Origin of the sequence: Dolichospermum sp. UHCC 0315A (genome assembly GCF_008121535.1) — a bacterium.
In the GTDB taxonomy this organism is placed as follows: domain Bacteria; phylum Cyanobacteriota; class Cyanobacteriia; order Cyanobacteriales; family Nostocaceae; genus Dolichospermum; species Dolichospermum lemmermannii.
This window is the reverse complement of sequence record NZ_CP043056.1, coordinates 2,200,399-2,219,253: the sequence shown is the minus strand read 5'-3', so window position 1 is coordinate 2,219,253 and position 18,855 is coordinate 2,200,399. Positions and strand designations below refer to the sequence as shown.

Annotated in this window: 8 protein-coding genes and 1 pseudogene; 3 read left to right on the top strand and 6 right to left on the bottom strand. The window is 38.7% G+C overall.

The features are described 5' to 3' along the window. The first annotated feature begins 20 nt into the window (after nucleotides 1-20). Nucleotides 21-8,480 carry a Calx-beta domain-containing protein gene (locus tag BMF77_RS27275; protein WP_210422334.1) on the top strand — a complete coding sequence of 2,820 codons (8,460 nt, stop codon included), beginning with the start codon at nucleotides 21-23 and terminating at the stop codon, nucleotides 8,478-8,480. Between the two features lie 78 nt (nucleotides 8,481-8,558). On the opposite strand, the gene BMF77_RS28630 is transcribed toward BMF77_RS27275, so the two are convergent. Both BMF77_RS28630 and iscB read right to left on the bottom strand, forming a co-directional pair. After that, a complete protein-coding gene (locus tag BMF77_RS28630; RefSeq protein ID WP_256370347.1) occupies nucleotides 8,559-8,693 on the bottom strand; it encodes a hypothetical protein in 135 nt (44 codons plus the stop codon). 20 nt (nucleotides 8,694-8,713) lie between these two features. Further along, entirely contained in the window at nucleotides 8,714-9,991 is a 1,278-nt protein-coding gene (gene iscB, locus BMF77_RS10800; RefSeq protein WP_148762746.1) for an RNA-guided endonuclease IscB, read from the bottom strand. Nucleotides 9,992-10,589: 598 nt separating this feature from the next. Between iscB and BMF77_RS10795 the strand changes: the two are divergent. Then, nucleotides 10,590-10,799: pseudogene (locus BMF77_RS10795) on the top strand (FAD-dependent oxidoreductase); the annotation flags it as partial. 13 nt (nucleotides 10,800-10,812) lie between these two features. Here BMF77_RS10795 and BMF77_RS10790 read toward each other — a convergent pair. After that, nucleotides 10,813-11,208 (bottom strand): hypothetical protein, encoded by a 396-nt coding sequence (locus BMF77_RS10790; RefSeq protein WP_148762744.1) that lies wholly within the window; start codon nucleotides 11,206-11,208, stop codon nucleotides 10,813-10,815. Between the two features lie 389 nt (nucleotides 11,209-11,597). Then, a complete protein-coding gene (locus BMF77_RS10785) occupies nucleotides 11,598-14,522 on the bottom strand; it encodes a UPF0182 family protein (RefSeq protein WP_148762741.1) in 2,925 nt (974 codons plus the stop codon). A gap of 176 nt (nucleotides 14,523-14,698) precedes the next feature. Here BMF77_RS10785 and BMF77_RS26660 point away from each other — a divergent pair, with 176 nt between their 5' ends. Continuing rightward, a complete protein-coding gene (locus BMF77_RS26660; RefSeq protein WP_168204353.1) occupies nucleotides 14,699-14,851 on the top strand; it encodes a hypothetical protein in 153 nt (50 codons plus the stop codon). 101 nt (nucleotides 14,852-14,952) lie between these two features. On the opposite strand, the gene BMF77_RS10780 is transcribed toward BMF77_RS26660, so the two are convergent. Continuing rightward, nucleotides 14,953-16,518: a DEAD/DEAH box helicase gene (locus BMF77_RS10780; protein ID WP_148762739.1), complete on the bottom strand. Its 1,566-nt coding sequence runs from the start codon at nucleotides 16,516-16,518 to the stop codon at nucleotides 14,953-14,955. Between the two features lie 65 nt (nucleotides 16,519-16,583). Next, nucleotides 16,584-17,939: a 30S ribosomal protein S12 methylthiotransferase RimO gene (rimO, locus tag BMF77_RS10775; protein WP_015081160.1), complete on the bottom strand. Its 1,356-nt coding sequence runs from the start codon at nucleotides 17,937-17,939 to the stop codon at nucleotides 16,584-16,586. Between the last annotated feature and the right edge of the window lie 916 nt (nucleotides 17,940-18,855).

Below are 18,855 nucleotides of genomic sequence, written 5' to 3'. Positions count from 1 at the left end.
TAGAACTCGATTTAAATTCCTTGACGATCGAACAACTCAGACTCGAATCGGAAAGAAAGAGTTTATACACTCAGATTAAAGATTATCTAGATAAACATAGCCCCGATTACAAATCGATCCTAGCTTCCCTAACCAGTGCGGAAACAGCCCTAAATAAACTTTTAGCGGACGCAGGTATAGGTGATCTCAATGTTTTAAGCGTTATTGGAACCATCCGCGATAAATATCAAGAAAGTAGTGAATTTCTTGCCGAAATTGATAGCGATGTCAAGGCGAGAAAAGCTTCAGCCGAAGCTCATATTAAAACAGCAGAATTTTACGAAAAATCAGCTCAAGAATATCTTGGTAAGCATAAAGAACTCAAGAAAACCCTGAAAGATGAATTAGGATTTGATCTTCCTGACGATGCTATCAGCACAGAAACTCGCAACACTTATACGCGAGGTTTATTGGGGAAAAAAGAAATTAGCGTCCAGATTACCCATCTCAATAGTTACTGGCTCTATTACGAAGATTTCACCAATCGAGCTAAAGCCGCTCGGAAATCTGCCTACAAAATTTTAGGACGGGACGGAGATTTGGATAACCCCCAGTATAATCTCAATATCGCTGAGTCTCTCAACGATCAATTATTGAAAGCCCAAGCAGTTAATTCGGCGTGGAAAATTGCCAACGATCAGGCTAATGTGGTGGAAGGTCGTCTGAATCAACTGCGATCGCTCATCAACGTCATTAATCTTGGCAACGTCCAAAGCCAAGAATATCAGAATGCGATTAATAATCTACAAACCTTACTACCAGATTTAAAAAATCAACTGACGGAAGCTCAACAAAAAGCGACCAACGCTTATCAAACTGTCAAACAGCAGTGGTCAGACTTTAATCAAAGTGCGGATCAATTACAGCAGGTTTATAATGAGTTAATACCGCTAAAATCTCAATATAAAGCCGAAAATATCAGTCTTTTAGGTAAGCTCGAAGATGCTAAAACTTGGGTTACTCAAAAGCGTCAAAGTTTAGCCTTACAACTGGAAAGTGTTAACGATGTAAGAACTCGTCTGGAAGAATTCGTTAACAGCAGTGACCAGAAACCATCGATTGGAACTATCCTGAATAGCGTGCAAAAGCTTCTCATCCACAATGAAAGCTTACTAAAAGATCGCCTCGCAGCTTTGGGCGAACACGAAGAGGCATTAGACGCACAGCAAACCTTACTGTTAAAAGAATTAGAGTTAGTTGATGCCTATTTCGATAACGGTGGGAGAGAATATAGTTTACTACGTCAAGAGTTAGAGCAAGCTCAGAATTCTTTACAGGAACTTCAACTTTTAGCGCAAGAAGCTTTAGATAGTAGCACTATACTAACCAAAAATATCGACCAGATTACGATTTATCTCGATAGCGTCAACGATGAGTATTTAGACAGCGTAAAAGACTCGCACGACACCTTAAAAGATTTAGTTAACAGCCTGAATCTTACTAAAGGTAAGTTTGAGGAATCAAAGCAGGTAATCGACAATATTAATACTGCAGAATCAGATATTATCAAACTTTTGCAGAAGATTAAAGATAACGGCGAGACGCGGGTAACAAAAATTTTAGAAATGGCTAAATTAAGAGGTTTAGCCGTAGCCGCCGATATTTTCTGGCAAGACTTTACAGACCTACTCAGCGATACGGGTAATTTCTTCGCGGGAGGAATCGCCACCCCTGAAGATAAGAAATTAGCCAAAAGTTTTCGTAAAGAGTTAATGACTCAACGTACCCTCAAACGGTCAGCAGAAGTGGATGCTAATCAAGCAGGACTGGCGATTAAGCAAGCCCAAGCCCAGCAAGCAGTTTTAGATGCAAAAATCAAAGAGAGTCAAGCCAGCTACGATAAATTGCGGTCTGAAATTGCCGACTTAAACCAGACAACGGAGGCACAACAGGCCACCTTACAAAAATTACAATTGCGTCAAGCCGCATTAGAAAGATTACAAGATGTTACCAAAGGAATTATCAAAAACCTCTTAGATATTCAACAGGTCAATTTGAAATTGGCTGAATTAGAAATACGTTATGCTGAAAGCTTTGCCAGTGATATAGAAGGAAATACAGCCCGTCAGATAGCTCTAGAAGCATTAGCTTTAAATTATCAAAAACAGCGATTAGCGACTCAAGTTGAAATTTATCAACGGGCGGATATAGAGTCAACCTTGCAGGCTTCCTTAATCGAAATCGGGCGTAATTTAGGTTTAGAAATCACTCCCATAGTAGAAGCAGGCAATAATCAAGAAGCTATTATCGACTTACAGGAGCAAATCGATCGCTTGCAGAAAAGTCCTCTGCTTCCCGACGATATCGAACAGTTATTAAATAAAGTTAATCAAGACCTCAGTGATGCACTAGCAGGGAAAGAAGCATCTGAAATCAAACAGAATATTAAAGAGGTTACAGAAAAATTAATTGATCAACAAAGCGAGTATCGGAAAGAGTTAGAAAAATTAGCAACCGAAGCAGAGGATGATAGTCAACTATTACAAACGGCTGAAACCGATCTTAAATCAGCGGCAGATAAGTTATGGAACGCAATACAAACCAGAGAGAATTATTTAACAGATAAATCAATTCTTTCTGATCAAGTTCTCAATGTCTTAACAGAAGTTCGCCTAGCCGAAAGTGCTAACAAAATATCCACAGAATTAGCCCAAAAGGCTAGAACAATTTTTGCCGATATTTTAGAACAAAGACAAATCGAGCGAGAAGCACGCCAAAAAACCTTATTCGACTTTTTATTAGAAGCTACAGGTACTGTACTTCAAATCGCTGCCTCCTTCGTTACTGCGGGTTCAACCCTAGCTCTAACTATTGGTGTTATGGCTGCCGTTAATCAAGCTATTATCGCTATTCGTAACGGTGATGTGTTAAAGGCTATTTACTATGGAGTTCAATCGGCACTGTTGGGTGCGGGAGGAGCAATAAAAGCATTACCTGACGGCGCAAGTGTCTTGGGTGTTAGTGAAGATACTCTGGTCAAAATTATTGGTAAATCTGGAAAAGCGTTAAGCAACATTTATAAAGGTGGAATGGCGATCGCTACAGGTGACTATATTGACGCGATTAAAGACATATATAAACTTGGAGCAACTATCAACGTAATTGATGATATAAAAGATTGGGGAATTCTTAGAGAAGTAAGCGAGTGGCTTGAAGATTTGCCTTGGGATTATATAGCAAGTAAATTGCTCAAAGTTGACGGACTAGGTTCTTTTACAAATCTTTTTGTTGGAGTTGGCTTCAGAATTATTGAGAACTTACTACCCAAGAACAATCCTCAATTTTATTCAGTGGTGGCATCAAGTCTAGCTTTTTTAGAACTTTCGAGTTCCGTTATTGGAGAGATGACAGATTTTTTCGGACCTTCGTTACCGATCAATTGGTTAAACATCCTCTATAAATCAAAACAGATTATTGATATTTCGTCCGATTTTGAAGAATATAAAAAACGTTTAAACGATATTGAAGAAGAAAGAATTAATCAGTTAACAGGATATAATGTATCAACGGATGTATCTATAAAGTGGAATACTGATGGTTCATCGTTTAGCACCGAAGATCCAATTCTTTTGGATGGTATTGAAAGCAAAATTGAAAACCTTCAAGAAATTAAGCTTTCTCAACCTCTAATTACCCCAGATAATAGATTACCAACTACCATTATAATTCACGGAGAAGATGATAGTCTCTATCAACAATGGACTCCTGAGTTAGGTAGTCGAATAAAACGTCTAGAGAAAGTAGCTAATAATCAAGAATCTAACGTTCTTATTATTAACTGGAGCAATCTTCTAGCAACCGAATATATAGATACGTTTAATTATTCGGAGCGAATCCAGACTAAAGTTGATAAATCAGCCCAAGCACTCGCCCAGAAGTTGTTCGGGGAATATAATTTAGATCCCAGTAAAGTCAATATTATAGGTCATGGATTAGGTTATCAACTGGCAACTAAAATCGGTCAGTGGACTCTGGAAAACAAAAATCAAAAGCTTAAAGAAATCGTTGTCCTAGAACCAACTTTAAACATTCAACAATCTCAAATAGTAAATCCTGACAGCGTCGCTCAAAAAGTTGAGGTGATTCGTAGTGATTACCAAGGGTTATATCACTATGTTTTCCCAACCCTAAAGCAAAATTTAGGAACGACAAGAATCGGGTCAGGTTATTCAGATGGGAAGACTACTGACTCTTTAGATTATTATTTGCCTGAATCAGTAAATAAATTCTTTTACGGTAGTAATCATTTCGACGCTATCCAAGTTTACCTGAGTTTCCTAGACTCCCAACTCAATTCTGCTAATCAGTCTCAAGAGAATTTTGAACAATATCTGCAAAGATTGTCTCAGAGTTTAGATAATGATCAAACTAGTAATCTTAATTCTGATCCTACTGGATTAGACTTTAGCTCAGTTAATGAGCGCCTCACCCTCAATTATTTTTCTGGACATCCCACTCTATCAGGCTATTATCTTAGCTCACCATTTTATGCAGCCCCAGGGGTTGAAAAACAGTATTACACTTTCGCTGATTTCTCTCAAGATATATCGTCTTATGCTGAAAAGTCATTAAAAATTAAAATTACAAGAGTCACCGAAGCCACTGGAGGTAACTGGCAGCATTTCAATCCATTGGGACAAGCATGGCAAGATTTAGAGATTAATCAAGAAATTATCTTCAATATAGACTCTCAAATTCGTTATCAATCGGCAAATTTGTCTAAAGAATCGGCATTTCTCGATTGGGAAATTTTGGAAGTACAAGGACAGGAAGAAAATGATGACCTTCCAGTCATTACCCTAGCCGTCTCGCCAGCTTCTGTCACCGAAGATGGAACAACCAACCTCATCTACACCTTCACCCGCAACGGAGTTACTAGTAATGCCCTCACCGTCAACTACACCGTCGGCGGAACTGCCACAATAGGCACTGATTATACAGGAATTGCCACCACAGAAACCACCAAAACCGTCACATTTGCTGCTGGGTCTCCCACGGCTACAGTTACAGTTGACCCCACTGCTGATACCACGGTAGAAAGTGATGAAACCGTTGCCTTAACTTTAGCTTCTGGTACTGGTTATATTGTGGAAACTACTGGAGCGGTCACCAGAACTATTGCCAATGATGACACTAGCCTAGCAATTACCCCCACAAGTGCCATTCAAACCGAAGGAAATTCGGGCAATAAAACCTTTACTTTCACCCTCACGCGCTCTGGTTCAACTACAGGAACAAATGCCGTTAACTGGACTGTCACGGGTACAGCGAATAATCCTGCTAATGCGACAGACTTTGGTGGAACTTTACCATCTGGAATCCTTACCTTTGCTGCGAATGAAACCTCTAAGGTAATTACGGTTAACGTCAGTGGAGATACAACAGTTGAACCAGATGAGAACTTTATTGTCACCCTATCCAGTCCTACTAATGGCGCGACAATTACCACTGCAACGGCTACGGCAATAATTACCAATGATGATGTAGTTCAAACTGTTAATCTAGCGATCGCTCCCACAAATGCTACTCAAACCGAAGGAAATTCGGGCAATAAAGCCTTTAATTTCACAGTTACACGATCTGGTACAACGACAGGAACAAATGCCGTAAACTGGGCTGTAACAGGAACAGGCATTAATGCTGCTGACTTTGGTGGAACTTTACCGTCGGGAATTGTTACCTTTGCTGCGAATGAAACCTCTAAGGTGATTACGGTTAACGTCAGCGGAGACACAACAGTTGAACCCGATGAGAACTTTATTGTCACTCTGTCCAGTCCTACTAATGGCGCGACAATTACTACTGCAACGGCTACGGGGATAATTCAAAATGATGATATATCTAATATCGATCTTAATCCTCCTCAATTAACCTACTTCGATGTTATTTCTGATCAAGTTGATATCTCTAACCAATCTCAATCCATTCAAATTAAGTTAGGTTTAAGCGATGATTTCTCTGGAGTAAATTCAGCGGGAATTGTTTTTGTCAGTCCATCTGGAAAACAAGGCATTTCTAATACTATTTGGCCTAATTATGATCGAGTTTCTGGAGATGCTCTAAATGGAGTCTACCAGAAAATTTTAACCTTGCCTCGCTTTGCTGAAGTTGGAACTTGGCAAGTTAGAGATATTTCTTTTTACGATAATGCAGGCAATGGGAAGTATTTTACTAGGTCTGAATTAACAAATCCAAGTTTTGATCTAAGTTTTGTGGTTGGGATTACTCAATCTAGTCTTTTAATAGCCATTACCCCCACAAATGCCACTCAAACCGAAGGAAATTCGGGCAATAAAGCCTTTACTTTCACCGTCACGCGCTCTGGTTCAACCACAGGAATAAATGCCGTTAACTGGACTGTCACGGGTACAGGGACTAATCCTGCCAATGCGACAGACTTTGGTGGAACTTTACCATCTGGAATCCTTACCTTTGCTGCGAATGAAACTTCTAAGGTAATTACGGTTAACGTCAGTGGAGATACGACAGTTGAACCCGATGAGAACTTTATTATCACCCTCTCCAATCCTACCAATAATGCAACTCTTACCACTACCTCTGTTACCGGAACTATTACTAATGATGATGTTTTTACCCCAATTGAATCAGCAGGTAATACTAAGTTAGTTAAAGATGCCACCAACAAATACTTTACCCAAGTCGGAACAAATACCCCAATTGCTATTAAAAATGGTGGACAACAAATCTACCAAGATATCTACGGTTCAGGATGGCAAACTATAGCCGCAGAAACTGTCAATGGGGATAACCAAGTTCTCTGGAAGAATGTAGCTGGAAACTATCTACATATCTGGCGTTTAGATAGTAACTGGAATTGGGTTTCTTCTGAAGGAAATTGGGGATTGAATTCGGCAGAAGCTTTAACTCAAGAAACTAACTTTAGCATAGATGCTAATGGTGATGGTGTTATTGGCAATCCTTATACTGCAATTGAATCAGCAGGTAATACTAAGTTAGTCAAAGATGCAGCCAACAAATACTTTACCCAAGTCGGAACAAATACCCCAATTGCTATTAAAAATGGTGGACAACAAATCTACCAAGATATCTACGGTTCAGGATGGCAAACGATAGCCGCAGAAAAGGTTAATGGAGATAACCAAGTTCTCTGGAAAAACGTTTCTGGAAACTATCTGCATATCTGGAGTTTAGATAGTAACTGGAATTTTGTTTCTTCTCAAGGAAATTGGGGATTAAATTCGGCAGAAGCTTTAACTCAAGAAAATAACTTTGGCATAGATACTAATGGTGATGGTGTTATTGGCAATCCTTATACTGCAATTGAATCAGCAGGTAATACTAAACTAGTCAAAGATGCCACCAACAAATACTTTACCCAAATCGGAACAAATACCCCAACCGCTATTAAAAATGGTGGACAACAAATCTACGAAAATATCTACGCAGGATGGCAAACGATAGCCGCAGAAACTGTCAATGGGGATAACCAAGTTCTCTGGAAAAACATTTCTGGAAACTATCTGCATATCTGGAGTTTAGATAGTAACTGGAATTGGGTTTCTTCTGAAGGAAATTGGGGATTGAATTCGGCAGAAGCTTTAACTCAAGAAAATAACTTTGCCATAGATGCTAATGGTGATGGTGTTATCGGTTACACCCCAATTGAATCAGCAGGTAATACTAAATTAGTCAAAGATCCAACCAACAAATACTTTGCTCAAGTAGGAACAAATACACCAATTGCTATTAAAAATGGTGGACAACAAATCTACCAAGATATCTACGGTTCAGGATGGCAAACGATAGCCGCAGAAACTGTCAATGGCGTTAATCAAGTTCTTTGGAAAAACATTTCTGGAAACTTCCTGCATATCTGGAATTTAGATAGTAACTGGAATTGGGTTTCTTCTGAGGGACAATACGCATTAAATTCTGCTGATGCTTTTACCCAAGAAACTAAATTTGGGATAGGTGCAAATGGTGATGGTTCTATTGGCAATCCCTCTAGTCTGACTTTGACAGGTACTAGTGCTAACGATATCCTCATCGGTGGTGCAAATAATGATATTCTCACTGGTGGGGGTGGTAAAGATACTCTAACTGGTGGTTTAAGTGCTGATAAGTTTGTTTACCAAAATCTTACTGATTCTCTCTTAGCTAACTTTGATGTGATTACTGACTTCAACGCCACCACAGGTAATGATTTATTCCGTGTTTCTACCGCACGAGCCGGGTTTGTGGATGTGGGAGCAGTTAATACCCTGGATGCTGCTGGTATGGGGGCAAAATTAACAGCCGCAGCCTTTGGGTCAAATTTTGCGGCTCAATTCAGTTTTGGACAAAAAACCTTTGTGGCTATTAATGATGCAACCGCAGGGTTTAATGCGGCTAATGATGCCATTATTGAAGTTACAGGATTAACAGGAACATTGAATGTCAATCATTTTGTGATTGTTTAGAGGATATTTAGCTTAAACCGACAGAAGCCCCACGCGTGACCCGATAGGGCAGCGTGGGACGCAATGCGTTCGCTATCGCTAACTAATCAATATCAACTCTCCATCTACAATTTCGTAACGATTGCCATCATCAGCTAAAGCCATAAACTCTTCATCAGTCCAAACTTTATCCTTTATTTTTTCTAAGATAACTGTCTCTGCATTTAATCTCATAAAATTGTAGTTTTCCGTAGTCAAACGTAGCTATATCCGTCACTACAATGAACCTTAGTAATATCTTTCATTGTTGAAAATTCAACTCTAAAACCATTGATAACAATCTCACATCCGTTTTTTGTGGGAGTTTTAACACGACTTACATACCTTCCAGAAGTTATGTTTTTACGATCTTTGTGCAAAGTAGCCTTAACAAAATCTCCTGTAGAAACATGAGTGAATATTTTTTTAGGCTCGGTGCAAGGAAAACCAAATTTATTGATCCTACAGAATCTTCTGCAACCATGCCCCGTGCTTTTTACTGTTAAAATTTTTGTTGTAAGTATTTTGAGAGTTTCAACTTTCCCTACACAAGCAGCATCAATCCAATGAGTTTTAGGCAATCCTAAACGAGTTCTATTAAACTTAGTTAAACCTCCTGAACCTGTTGTTATAGGTAATCCAGTTTCTTTTAACTTATTAAATAAAGCCCATCTCGTTGAATTTACAGCAGACGCATCTTTTAGTGTCCGCTTGGCTTGGGATAAAATTTGCTTCAACAACTCAGGCTTTTTTCCTAAAAACTTCTCAATATCTTGAGTACCTTTTTTGATATTACATTTCTCACAAGCTAGACACAAATTAGAAATTCTATTAGTTCCTCCTTTGGCTTTTGGTTTAATATGCTCAACTTGTAAAGGGACATTTTCAGCAGTACAGTATGCACATTTTCTATTCCATTTATTCAAAAGATATTCACGGACTTCATACCCTTGTAACTCTCCTTGTTGATACTCAAAGCCTGATATCTCCGGGTTTTCTAGCTGCTGTAGGTCAAACCTAGCAAGCTCTTGAACTATGTCAGTTATTGGGGCAAAATTACATAATCTTTTGACCCAAGTGTTAATAGTTAAAACTCTATGGCTTAAAGAAGGTGCTAACCAACCTTGAGGTTTAGTGCGGTTAAGAAATCTAGCTTGACGATAACGAGTATGTCTAGAACGTCTTCCTCGCCTTACTCCTTTTCGAGTTTCTAGGCTTTCTTTAATAGCTAAACCTCTGTGTTGTAATTCCATACCCCAGATGACTTTATTATTTTGAACTAACGCAAAACCTGTAGTTTTACTTCCTGGATCTATTTTTAATTCAATCGGTTGAGTTGGAACGTCAGATTTAGGTTCTTTCAAAATTATGGTAAATGGAAATCTTCTAAATACAGCAGCTTTTTGTTGATTTAATAAAAAACGTGCATCTCCTGGATGGATTGGAGTAAGTGGTTTTTTGTTGGTATCAAGAACTAGAACAAAATTAGACATTTAAATTTCACCTTTCCAGGGTAATGTTTGCTTCAACCTTGTTATCTGAGCTTGTTATGCTAAATACACTATCCTTGCGGATTGTTTAATAAGTAGCAACATGGCAGGGGACTAGCGAATCCCAAGGTGTTATGACCTAGATAACGTTTACCCTTCGACTACGCTCAGGGTGGTTTGGTTCACATAAACTACAGATTACTCCGTTTATTTATGCTCTCATATTATTCAAGTCCTTTTAATTTTTAGACAAAGCGATTCGTTTATATGACTAACTGAGTGATTTCTTTATATAATACTAACCCAAATATAAAAAATTTTGATTTGACTGGTATCGCGATAGCGAAGCGCGACCTAGGAATCGCCTTCAGGAGATGGATTTTGATGCGATTTGCTCCGCAACGCAAGCTAACGCTGTATAAAAAAGCATTAGATCGGACAATATTGTGATATTTTGGTTTTGATTTTGGGGGCGATCGCGAAAGATAAATAATTGTTAAGCGATCGCTGTATAACAAAGCATTCAAGAATCAGCAGGCGGGATTAGTCAGCAGCAGCAGACTTTTCCCTCTTTTTTGGATTAAATTACAAATTATGAATTCTGAATTCTGAATTATTTGATGTCATTGTTATTGGTTCTGGTATTGGTGGTTTAGTGACAGCGACCCAATTAGCAGCTAAAGGTGCAAAAGTTATAGTTTTTGAAAGTTATCTTATTCCCGGTGGTAGTGCCGGTTATTTTCAAAGCCAAGGATATACATTTGATGTCGGTGCATCAATGATTTTTGGCATGGGAAATAAAGGAACAACCAAACAGACGCTTTTTAGCGAAATAAATTTTTATGGGAAAAGCTAACTTTTTTAGGCACGTATTCAGAACAGTCTATGGCTGCTTCTGTAAGAACAGAATCAGGTTTGACAGCACATTTTAAATAATGGTTATTGGCAAAAAATTGACATTTTTTACAGGGAACTTTTTGTAGAATTTTACTTTTCACGCATACCCGATCATCTGTATTGGTGCGGATTTTATGAAAAAGTAGGAGAAATATAGCCCAAACAAAAATAAATCCCAGAGGAGCTAAAGATAGTGCTAAATCTGGTATTTGGATGTTGTGATATTGGACTTGGACTTTTTCTTGTTGAACTGCACTTTGAGCAATGGACAAATTGGTATTGTCGGCCATGAGTGTATTTCCCAATACCTGCTCTATATACATCTTATTTTCCTTAATAATCTATAATGGTTCTTAATTAACAAGTGTGACAGAACCAAGTGGCAAACCCCTCAATATAAAGTCTGTTTGAATTGTGACTGATGTTGGATTTTCAAACTTTTAATTTAAGTCTAGGATTTGTTTAGGTAAAGCTGTATATAGCTTCTGATTATAGGTTTAGCAAAAGTAAAGATTAGTTATCTCTGTCAATAGTTTTGTTTTTTATTATGTGAATATATACCTGAAGTAGTAGGTGGATATTAAAAATACAGTTAGTAATAGGTTTTTAAATTTTTGAATTTCTAGAACAGTGATACATTAATTGCATCGTAGGGGCAACCCCCCTGTGGTTGTTCTGGTAGGGTTTTGGGGCAAGCACGGGGGCATTGCCCCTACAGGGGACGAATGATAGTTGTTGGTGGTGCAATTTCTGGTTGAAAGATTCCTTGTAGTGCTTGTTCTAAGGTGGGTGCCATGATGATGCGATTTTCATAGGCTACAACTACTCTTACTAATGTTGGTAAACTATTTTGTGTGGCTTCTAAATAAATTGGTTCAACATATAGTAATGATTGCTCAATGGGAACTATTAACAGATTACCTTGAATTACTCTTGAACCTTGACGATTCCACAGAGAAATTTGTTGAGAAATAACTGGATCTTGATTTATTCTGGCTTCAATTTGTTCTTGTCCATAAATTAAGCGTTCTTTAGGAAAGTTATATAATAGTAATTTGCCATAATTTTCGCCATCAGAACGTGCTGCTAACCAAGCGATTAAATTGGTGCGTTGTTTGGGTGTGTAGGGAAGTAAGAGGATGAATTCTTCAAAGGAGACGTTGGGGAGACTGGTTATTAAATAGTAGGGTTCAACTTTACGGCTTTCGTTGTCATAGATTTCATTGGGAATTTGCCATTGATCTTCTCTGTTATAAAATACTTGAGGATCTGTCATGTGGTAGATCATTAAGCGTTCAGATTGAATTTTGAAATAATCTACTGGATAACGGAGATGACTGCGGAGATTGACTGGTAAATTCCTCAGTGGTTGAAACATTTTGGGAAATATTTTTGACCAAGCTGTAATCAATGGATCGGCAGCATCGGCAATGTAAAATCTGACTGTACCGTTGTTAGCATCAATTACGACTTTGACGGAATTACGGATATAGTTAATACTATTTTTACCTGTATCTGAGTAAGGATAGCGATCGCTTGTGGTGTAAGCATCAACTATCCAATAAAGATAATTTTCTTGGCCAGGAAATTGTTGATTTTTACCATCTATATGGGCATCTACTGCAACTAAATAAGGATCACTATCGAATTTTAAAAAAGGGGCAATAGTTTGAATTCGTTGATTAATATTTCGTCGTAATAATACTTTAGTTTCTGGCAAAAAATCTCTGGTAAATACCATTTTCCAATCTTTTAAATATATAGAAAATAGCCATCTTTTCCATAGAGAGTTGATATGAATACCACCTAATCCATCATAGGTATTATAAACATTATCGCTGCCACTGGGATAATCTAATTCTTTAACTTTTGTCCCAGTCATAACATGAGTATTACTAATTTCTCCATAATAAATTCGGGGTTGTCCGATGGGAATACTGGCACGAATATTGGCATTAGAAGTATTTAAGACGCTACCATTTTGGCTAATATCTTTGACAAAATATTCTGGTAATCCAGCAGCAGCAACGGTATTAACTGGACTCATAGTGAAGCCATAACCATGAGTATAAATCATATTTTGGTTTACCCATGTTTGTGCGGGGAGAGGAACATCTGGATAATTTAATTCTCTCGCTGCAATTAGTACCTGTTGTTTTTCTTGATTATCGTTATTTTTAATTAAATATCTATCAATATCAGCATCAGGGAATTGATAATAAGGACGAATTTGTTGTAATTGACGATTGGTTTTTAATAATGGTTCTTGATCCCAAAGCCGAATATTTTTAATTGTTAATTCATTAGCTTTAATATCTGCTTCTGTGAGTTTTCCTGTGGGGTTAAATATTTGAGAATCAATCACATCTAAATTAAATGCTTGACGAGTCAGGTCAATATTTCGCATTATATAAGGTTGTTCTTTTTGTAATTCATTTGGCTCAACAATAAAACTTTGTACAGCCATAGGTAAAATAAAATTACCGATTAATATAAAAGTTATATACATACCTAATGTATAAATTGCCCAGCGATGATGTGAGGATTTCTGTTGCCAAAATACAGTTAACCACAATAAATATAAGGCTATAGCTACCGATAAAATATATAATATTGTATCTGCTGGTAATTGGGCTTTAACATCAGTATAACTAGCTCCATAACTCACTCCACGAACCGAGTAAAGCAGTTGATAACGACTCAGCCAATAATTTAAAGATACTACTAACATTAAACAGCCAGATAAGCCAAATAAATGGCGCATTTGTGGAGAAGAAAATCCTGGAAAAATAGCTTCTCTGAAGCTATTAGCTGATAATAAATAGGTGAGAATAACGCTAATAAAACCATATAGAGATAATCCTATTAACCAAAATCCTAAGAGTTCCCAGATCGGGAGATGGAAAATATAAAAACTGATATCTTTGCCAAATAATGGTTCAGAATTATCAAAGGAAATAGGATGAAAAGATAAGAGAATTTTCGACCAATATTGAGACAGTATCCAGCCCAAACTGAGACTAAAAATAATAGCGATCGCTCTGAGGAAGAATTTGCTATAAATTAATATAGCCATGGAAAATCCCCCAAATAATCCTAAATACAAAGGTTGAGAAATTATCTGTTTTCCCAACTGCAAAATTATATCTACTCGCAATAGCAGTGGCACTGATAAACTGGATTGATTAACTTTCCCTGGCCAATCAGAGAGGGCAATTTCTCCATATTGTACTAACACTAAACACATCAAAAAAATTAATCCTAGGATTAGAGGTAAAAGCCATCGCAATTTAATTTTATTGGTATAATTATGCCATGGAGAAGATTGATTATTTGTGGGATACTGAGGACTAAGAAAAGTGGTTAATTTGCGACTAATTTTTATTTCCTGTATCGGACTAGAATTAGGAAAAGGCGGATATTTTAACCTCTGGGCTAAAGTGAGATTTCCTAACAAGTAAATGGCACTCAAACTCACAATAAATAACCATAAACTCCCCTGAGTTAACAATCTTTGTAGAAATACTTCTAGATAACCAACTTCCTGAAACCAAAAAATTTCCGCACCCAAATGAGCAGCTATATCTAAGAATAGCCACAAACCCAAACAGCCTATAAAAATTTTAATAGTGTTCATTTCCAAAATATTGCTTTGAGAGGATATTTGAAAAGTTTATGGCGAATATAGTTCGCTACTACACACCAAAATCACTCAAATTTTCTTTAGGAATTGCATTAATTTGATTGATAGATGTTTGGCTTAGTTCTATGGGTAAAGATCCATTAATATCACTTGGTACTACAAACTAAAACATGAGTGCCAAAGCTAAAAAAGGCGATGCCCTGAGCTTGTCGAAGGGTAAACGTAAAAAACAAAAAGCTGGGTTAAATAAATCAATTCTTGATGTGGGAATGGGGATGATAATGCTAAACCCCGACAATTCTCAACACATAACAGAAATTTAAAGCCACCTTCAAGCCCGCAGGTTTCAACCTGTAGGTGAAAGTGGCTATAAAATCAACGTATTAACAGGTTGTCATGGTGATGCACTCATCACAAATCCCATCTATTCTCTACCCGTAGGTAAACCTAACTTGTGATTGCTAGGAGTAGAAGAGGGTTCATTGTAGGCTATTTTTAACTTTGGTTTAGCACTACCGCCACTGCCACCGCTGCTACGTCTTTCATCGTTACCTCTACCTTCTTTTGACCAAGAGGAACGGCCACCGCGACCACCACCAGAACTACGTTCCCGTTCTCCACCATCACCACGTTTGTTAATTCTGGGTTTGGGAGTTGGGCTTTCGTCTACGGGCAGGTCTACTCCTGATATTAACCAAGCAGGACGGGTTTGATCGTAAGCGATTTGTAAAGCAGCCGCAGCGATCGCATGAGCATCATATTCCTCAATCATTTCGCTGATAATTGGCAAGAAGGAAGCTAACCGTTCCCCAGTTAAAGCTTCTGCCACTTGTCCTCTTAACTTCTGGATATGTTGGGCTTCAATCTGCGCCTTGGTAGGAATAGAGAGAATTTGCCAAGTTTGACGGTTATGGCGTTCAAATGCCTGTTGTTTGCGGCGTTCAAAAGATTGTACTAAAGAAATTGCCGTTCCTTCTTTTCCAGCCCGACCAGTCCGACCAATGCGGTGAACATAGGTTTCGACGCTATCAGGTAAATCAAAGTTGATTACATGAGAAAGTTGGTCAACGTCCAACCCACGCGCTGCAATATCAGTAGCGACAACCCAACGAACTTGACGGTTACGGAAACGGATTAATAGGCGTTCCCGCGCTTGTTGAGACAAATCACCATGATATTCATCCACACTATGACCAGCAGATTGCAATTGACTGGTTAATTCTGCCGCTGTACGCCGGGTGCGAACAAAGATTAAAGCTGTTTCTGGATCTTCCATTTCCAGAATTGGTTGTAAAGCTTTAGCTTTTGTCCAATGACGAGGAATCATGTAAGCCACTTGATTGATTTTATTCGGTGCGGCTTTGGGTTGTTCAACGGTGACAGTCACCGGTGAGTTCAAAAATTTATTTACCAACATCCGAATTGATGGTGGCATTGTCGCGGAAAATAATGCTGTTTGGCGTTCATTGGGGGCTTGGGAAAGAATTCTTTCCACATCGTCAATGAAGCCCATGCTTAACATTTCATCAGCTTCATCTAAGACAAACCATTTGACTTGATCTAGCTTCAAGTTACCACGATCTAGTAAGTCTATGACCCGTCCTGGTGTCCCGACAACGATTTGCGCCCCACGTCTGAGTTGCATAATTTGACGATCAATTGATTGACCACCATAAATAGCCGCTGCTTTCAAGTAACTGTTACCAATAAATTGGGAAACAGCCGCATGAACTTGAATTGCTAATTCACGAGTTGGGGTTAAAACTATTGCTTGTACAGCTTTGAGGTTCTCATCTAACCGCTCTAAAATTGGTAGAGAAAAAGCCGCGGTTTTACCTGTTCCTGTTTGCGATTGACCAACTACATCCCGACCATTTAATAGTTGAGGAATTGCTTGGGTTTGAATATTTGTAGGTTCAGTAAAACCCATGCCTTCTAACAATGTAGCCCGTTCTGGGGAAATGCCTAATTCTTGAAATGATAAATTCATTAACGCTCCTAGATTTGATTGTAAATTTGGGACTGGTAAACCGATACTTATTTGTAAATTAAGTCTTATACAACAGCAGATAGCAGATGGGAAGATAATCTATCACTATTGATAACTTGACCATAGAGGTCATAGGCATCGGCACTTTGAATTGCTACTTTGACGATGGTTCCTAGCCTAGCCTCTCCTTTAACATAGACTTGACCATCAACTTCGGGAGAAAATCTGCCGGAACGACCGATTAATTCTCCACCTTGGGGATTTTCCTGTTCAATCAGGACATCAACTATCTTGCCGACTTCCTGTTGATTTTTCTGGAAAGAAATTGGCTGTTGTAATTCCATTAGGCGATTACGGCGTTCCGTCATCACTGCCGCTGGAATTTGATTGGGTAGATTGTAGGCAGGAGTTCCTTCTTCTGGTGAGAAAGTAAAAACACCAACATGATCAAATTTATGTCGTTGGGTAAACTCTAATAAATGTTGAAAATGCTCTTGAGTTTCTCCAGGAAAACCAACTATAAATGTGGTTCTGAACACTGCTGATGGTAGGGCAATTTTCAGCCGTTCCATAATCCCATCATTGATCTGTCCTTGCCAGGGACGATTCATAGCCCGGAGAATTTCTGGATGGGAATGTTGCAGTGGCAAGTCCAAATATGGCAAAACGTTGGCAGTTTCTTGAATAGCTGCAATCACATCCGCTGTTAATCCGGTGGGATAGGCGTAGTGCATCCTAATCCAAGGTATATCTACTTTGCCTAATGCCCGCAGCAATTCGGCTAATTTGGGTTTGCCGTAAATATCTAAGCCGTAATTGGTGGTGATTTGGGAAATGAGAATTATTTCTTTGACACCTTGACTTGCCAGTTGTTGGGCTTCGGCAACTATTGATTCAATGGTACGCGATCGCTGATTTCCTCGCAAATGGGGAATAATGCAAAATGCACACCGATAATCACAGCCTTCTGCCACTCGCAGGTAAGCTACTCCTTCAGTGGTTGTCCGATAACGGGGTGTGGTTTCGTCGGCTATATAAGTGGGTTCAGCAGTAATTTCTTTAACTCGCTCTCCCTGTTCTACTCGCTCGATGACATCAACGATTTTGTGATAATCGCCTGTCCCTACTACCGCTACTGCTTCCGGCAATTCTTCCAATAATTGCTCTTGAAAGTGTTGCGCCATGCAGCCAGTAATGACGATTTTTTTCTTGGCTTCCGCTAGTTCTACTAGGGTTTTTACTGATTCTTGTCGAGCCGCTTCGATAAAACTACAGGTATTGACAATTACGTAATCTGCTAATTCTTCGTTACTATCTACACCATAGCCTGCATTTACTAGCAGCCCTAGCATATGTTCTGTATCAATCCGATTCTTCTCGCAGCCCAGGTGAGAAATGGCAATCGTTGGCTTTTCACCCATATTTTCAATAAGTCTTCCGTTTTTCCTTGTTAATTAACATTTAAGCATTGGGTCGGGAATAAATACAGCAGATCACAAGTAAACTAATCAATACGGGTTTAGCAGTGCCAAAGCCCTACCTAATAACTCACTCGGTGAATTTTGCTATAATTTCCACCCAACTACCCGCTACTAATTACCAGATTTAACCTATATAACTAGCAACTTTAACTAGTAAAAGCCAAATTACAGCCTTCATCTATCATGTTGATAGAGGCTAGTCCATGATACTTCTACTAATTTGTTTCCCAGGGTAATCTTAAGTGTCTTTGGGTAAGTTTGACACTCATAATATTTTTAACAATTCGCTTAATGGTATTTTGCATTACCGTAGCGTGGGCGTTGTTAATTTACCCGTTGGGAAGCCGACCAAGAGGTCTGTTGTGAGAAGCCGCTACCCAACTGGGGAAATCGCACTGGCGACTACGCCTATCAAGCAGTAATGCTACTCGGACACTTGCAATTAAATGCCGGGAAGCTGCCTTACATCTTGTGAGTGGCAAACTCCTCTTGTTATCAGATTCTATCTTAACATATCTTATGGAAGGTTGAAATTTAATTTCCATCTTGAGGAGGAGGCAACAACCTGACCATAAAAAAACTGGTGAGGATCTACGCTCCAAATTCGTGAAATTTTTACTGCCACCTGCTATATCTAGTTTAGACAAGGAAATAGATAATTGGTGAAATTACTATTTCTGATCTGTTTCGGTGTTCCCGAAAGCAATTTATATTAGTACAAGAAGACATCCGGCGGCAATGCCCAGGGAATCTACATTTTTTTGTTTGATTCTCGCTGTCTATTTATTGATGCCATTTTGTTACCCCCTCGTCTGGAGAGTGGGGATAGGCAACGACTCCAGACTGTGACCGAAAA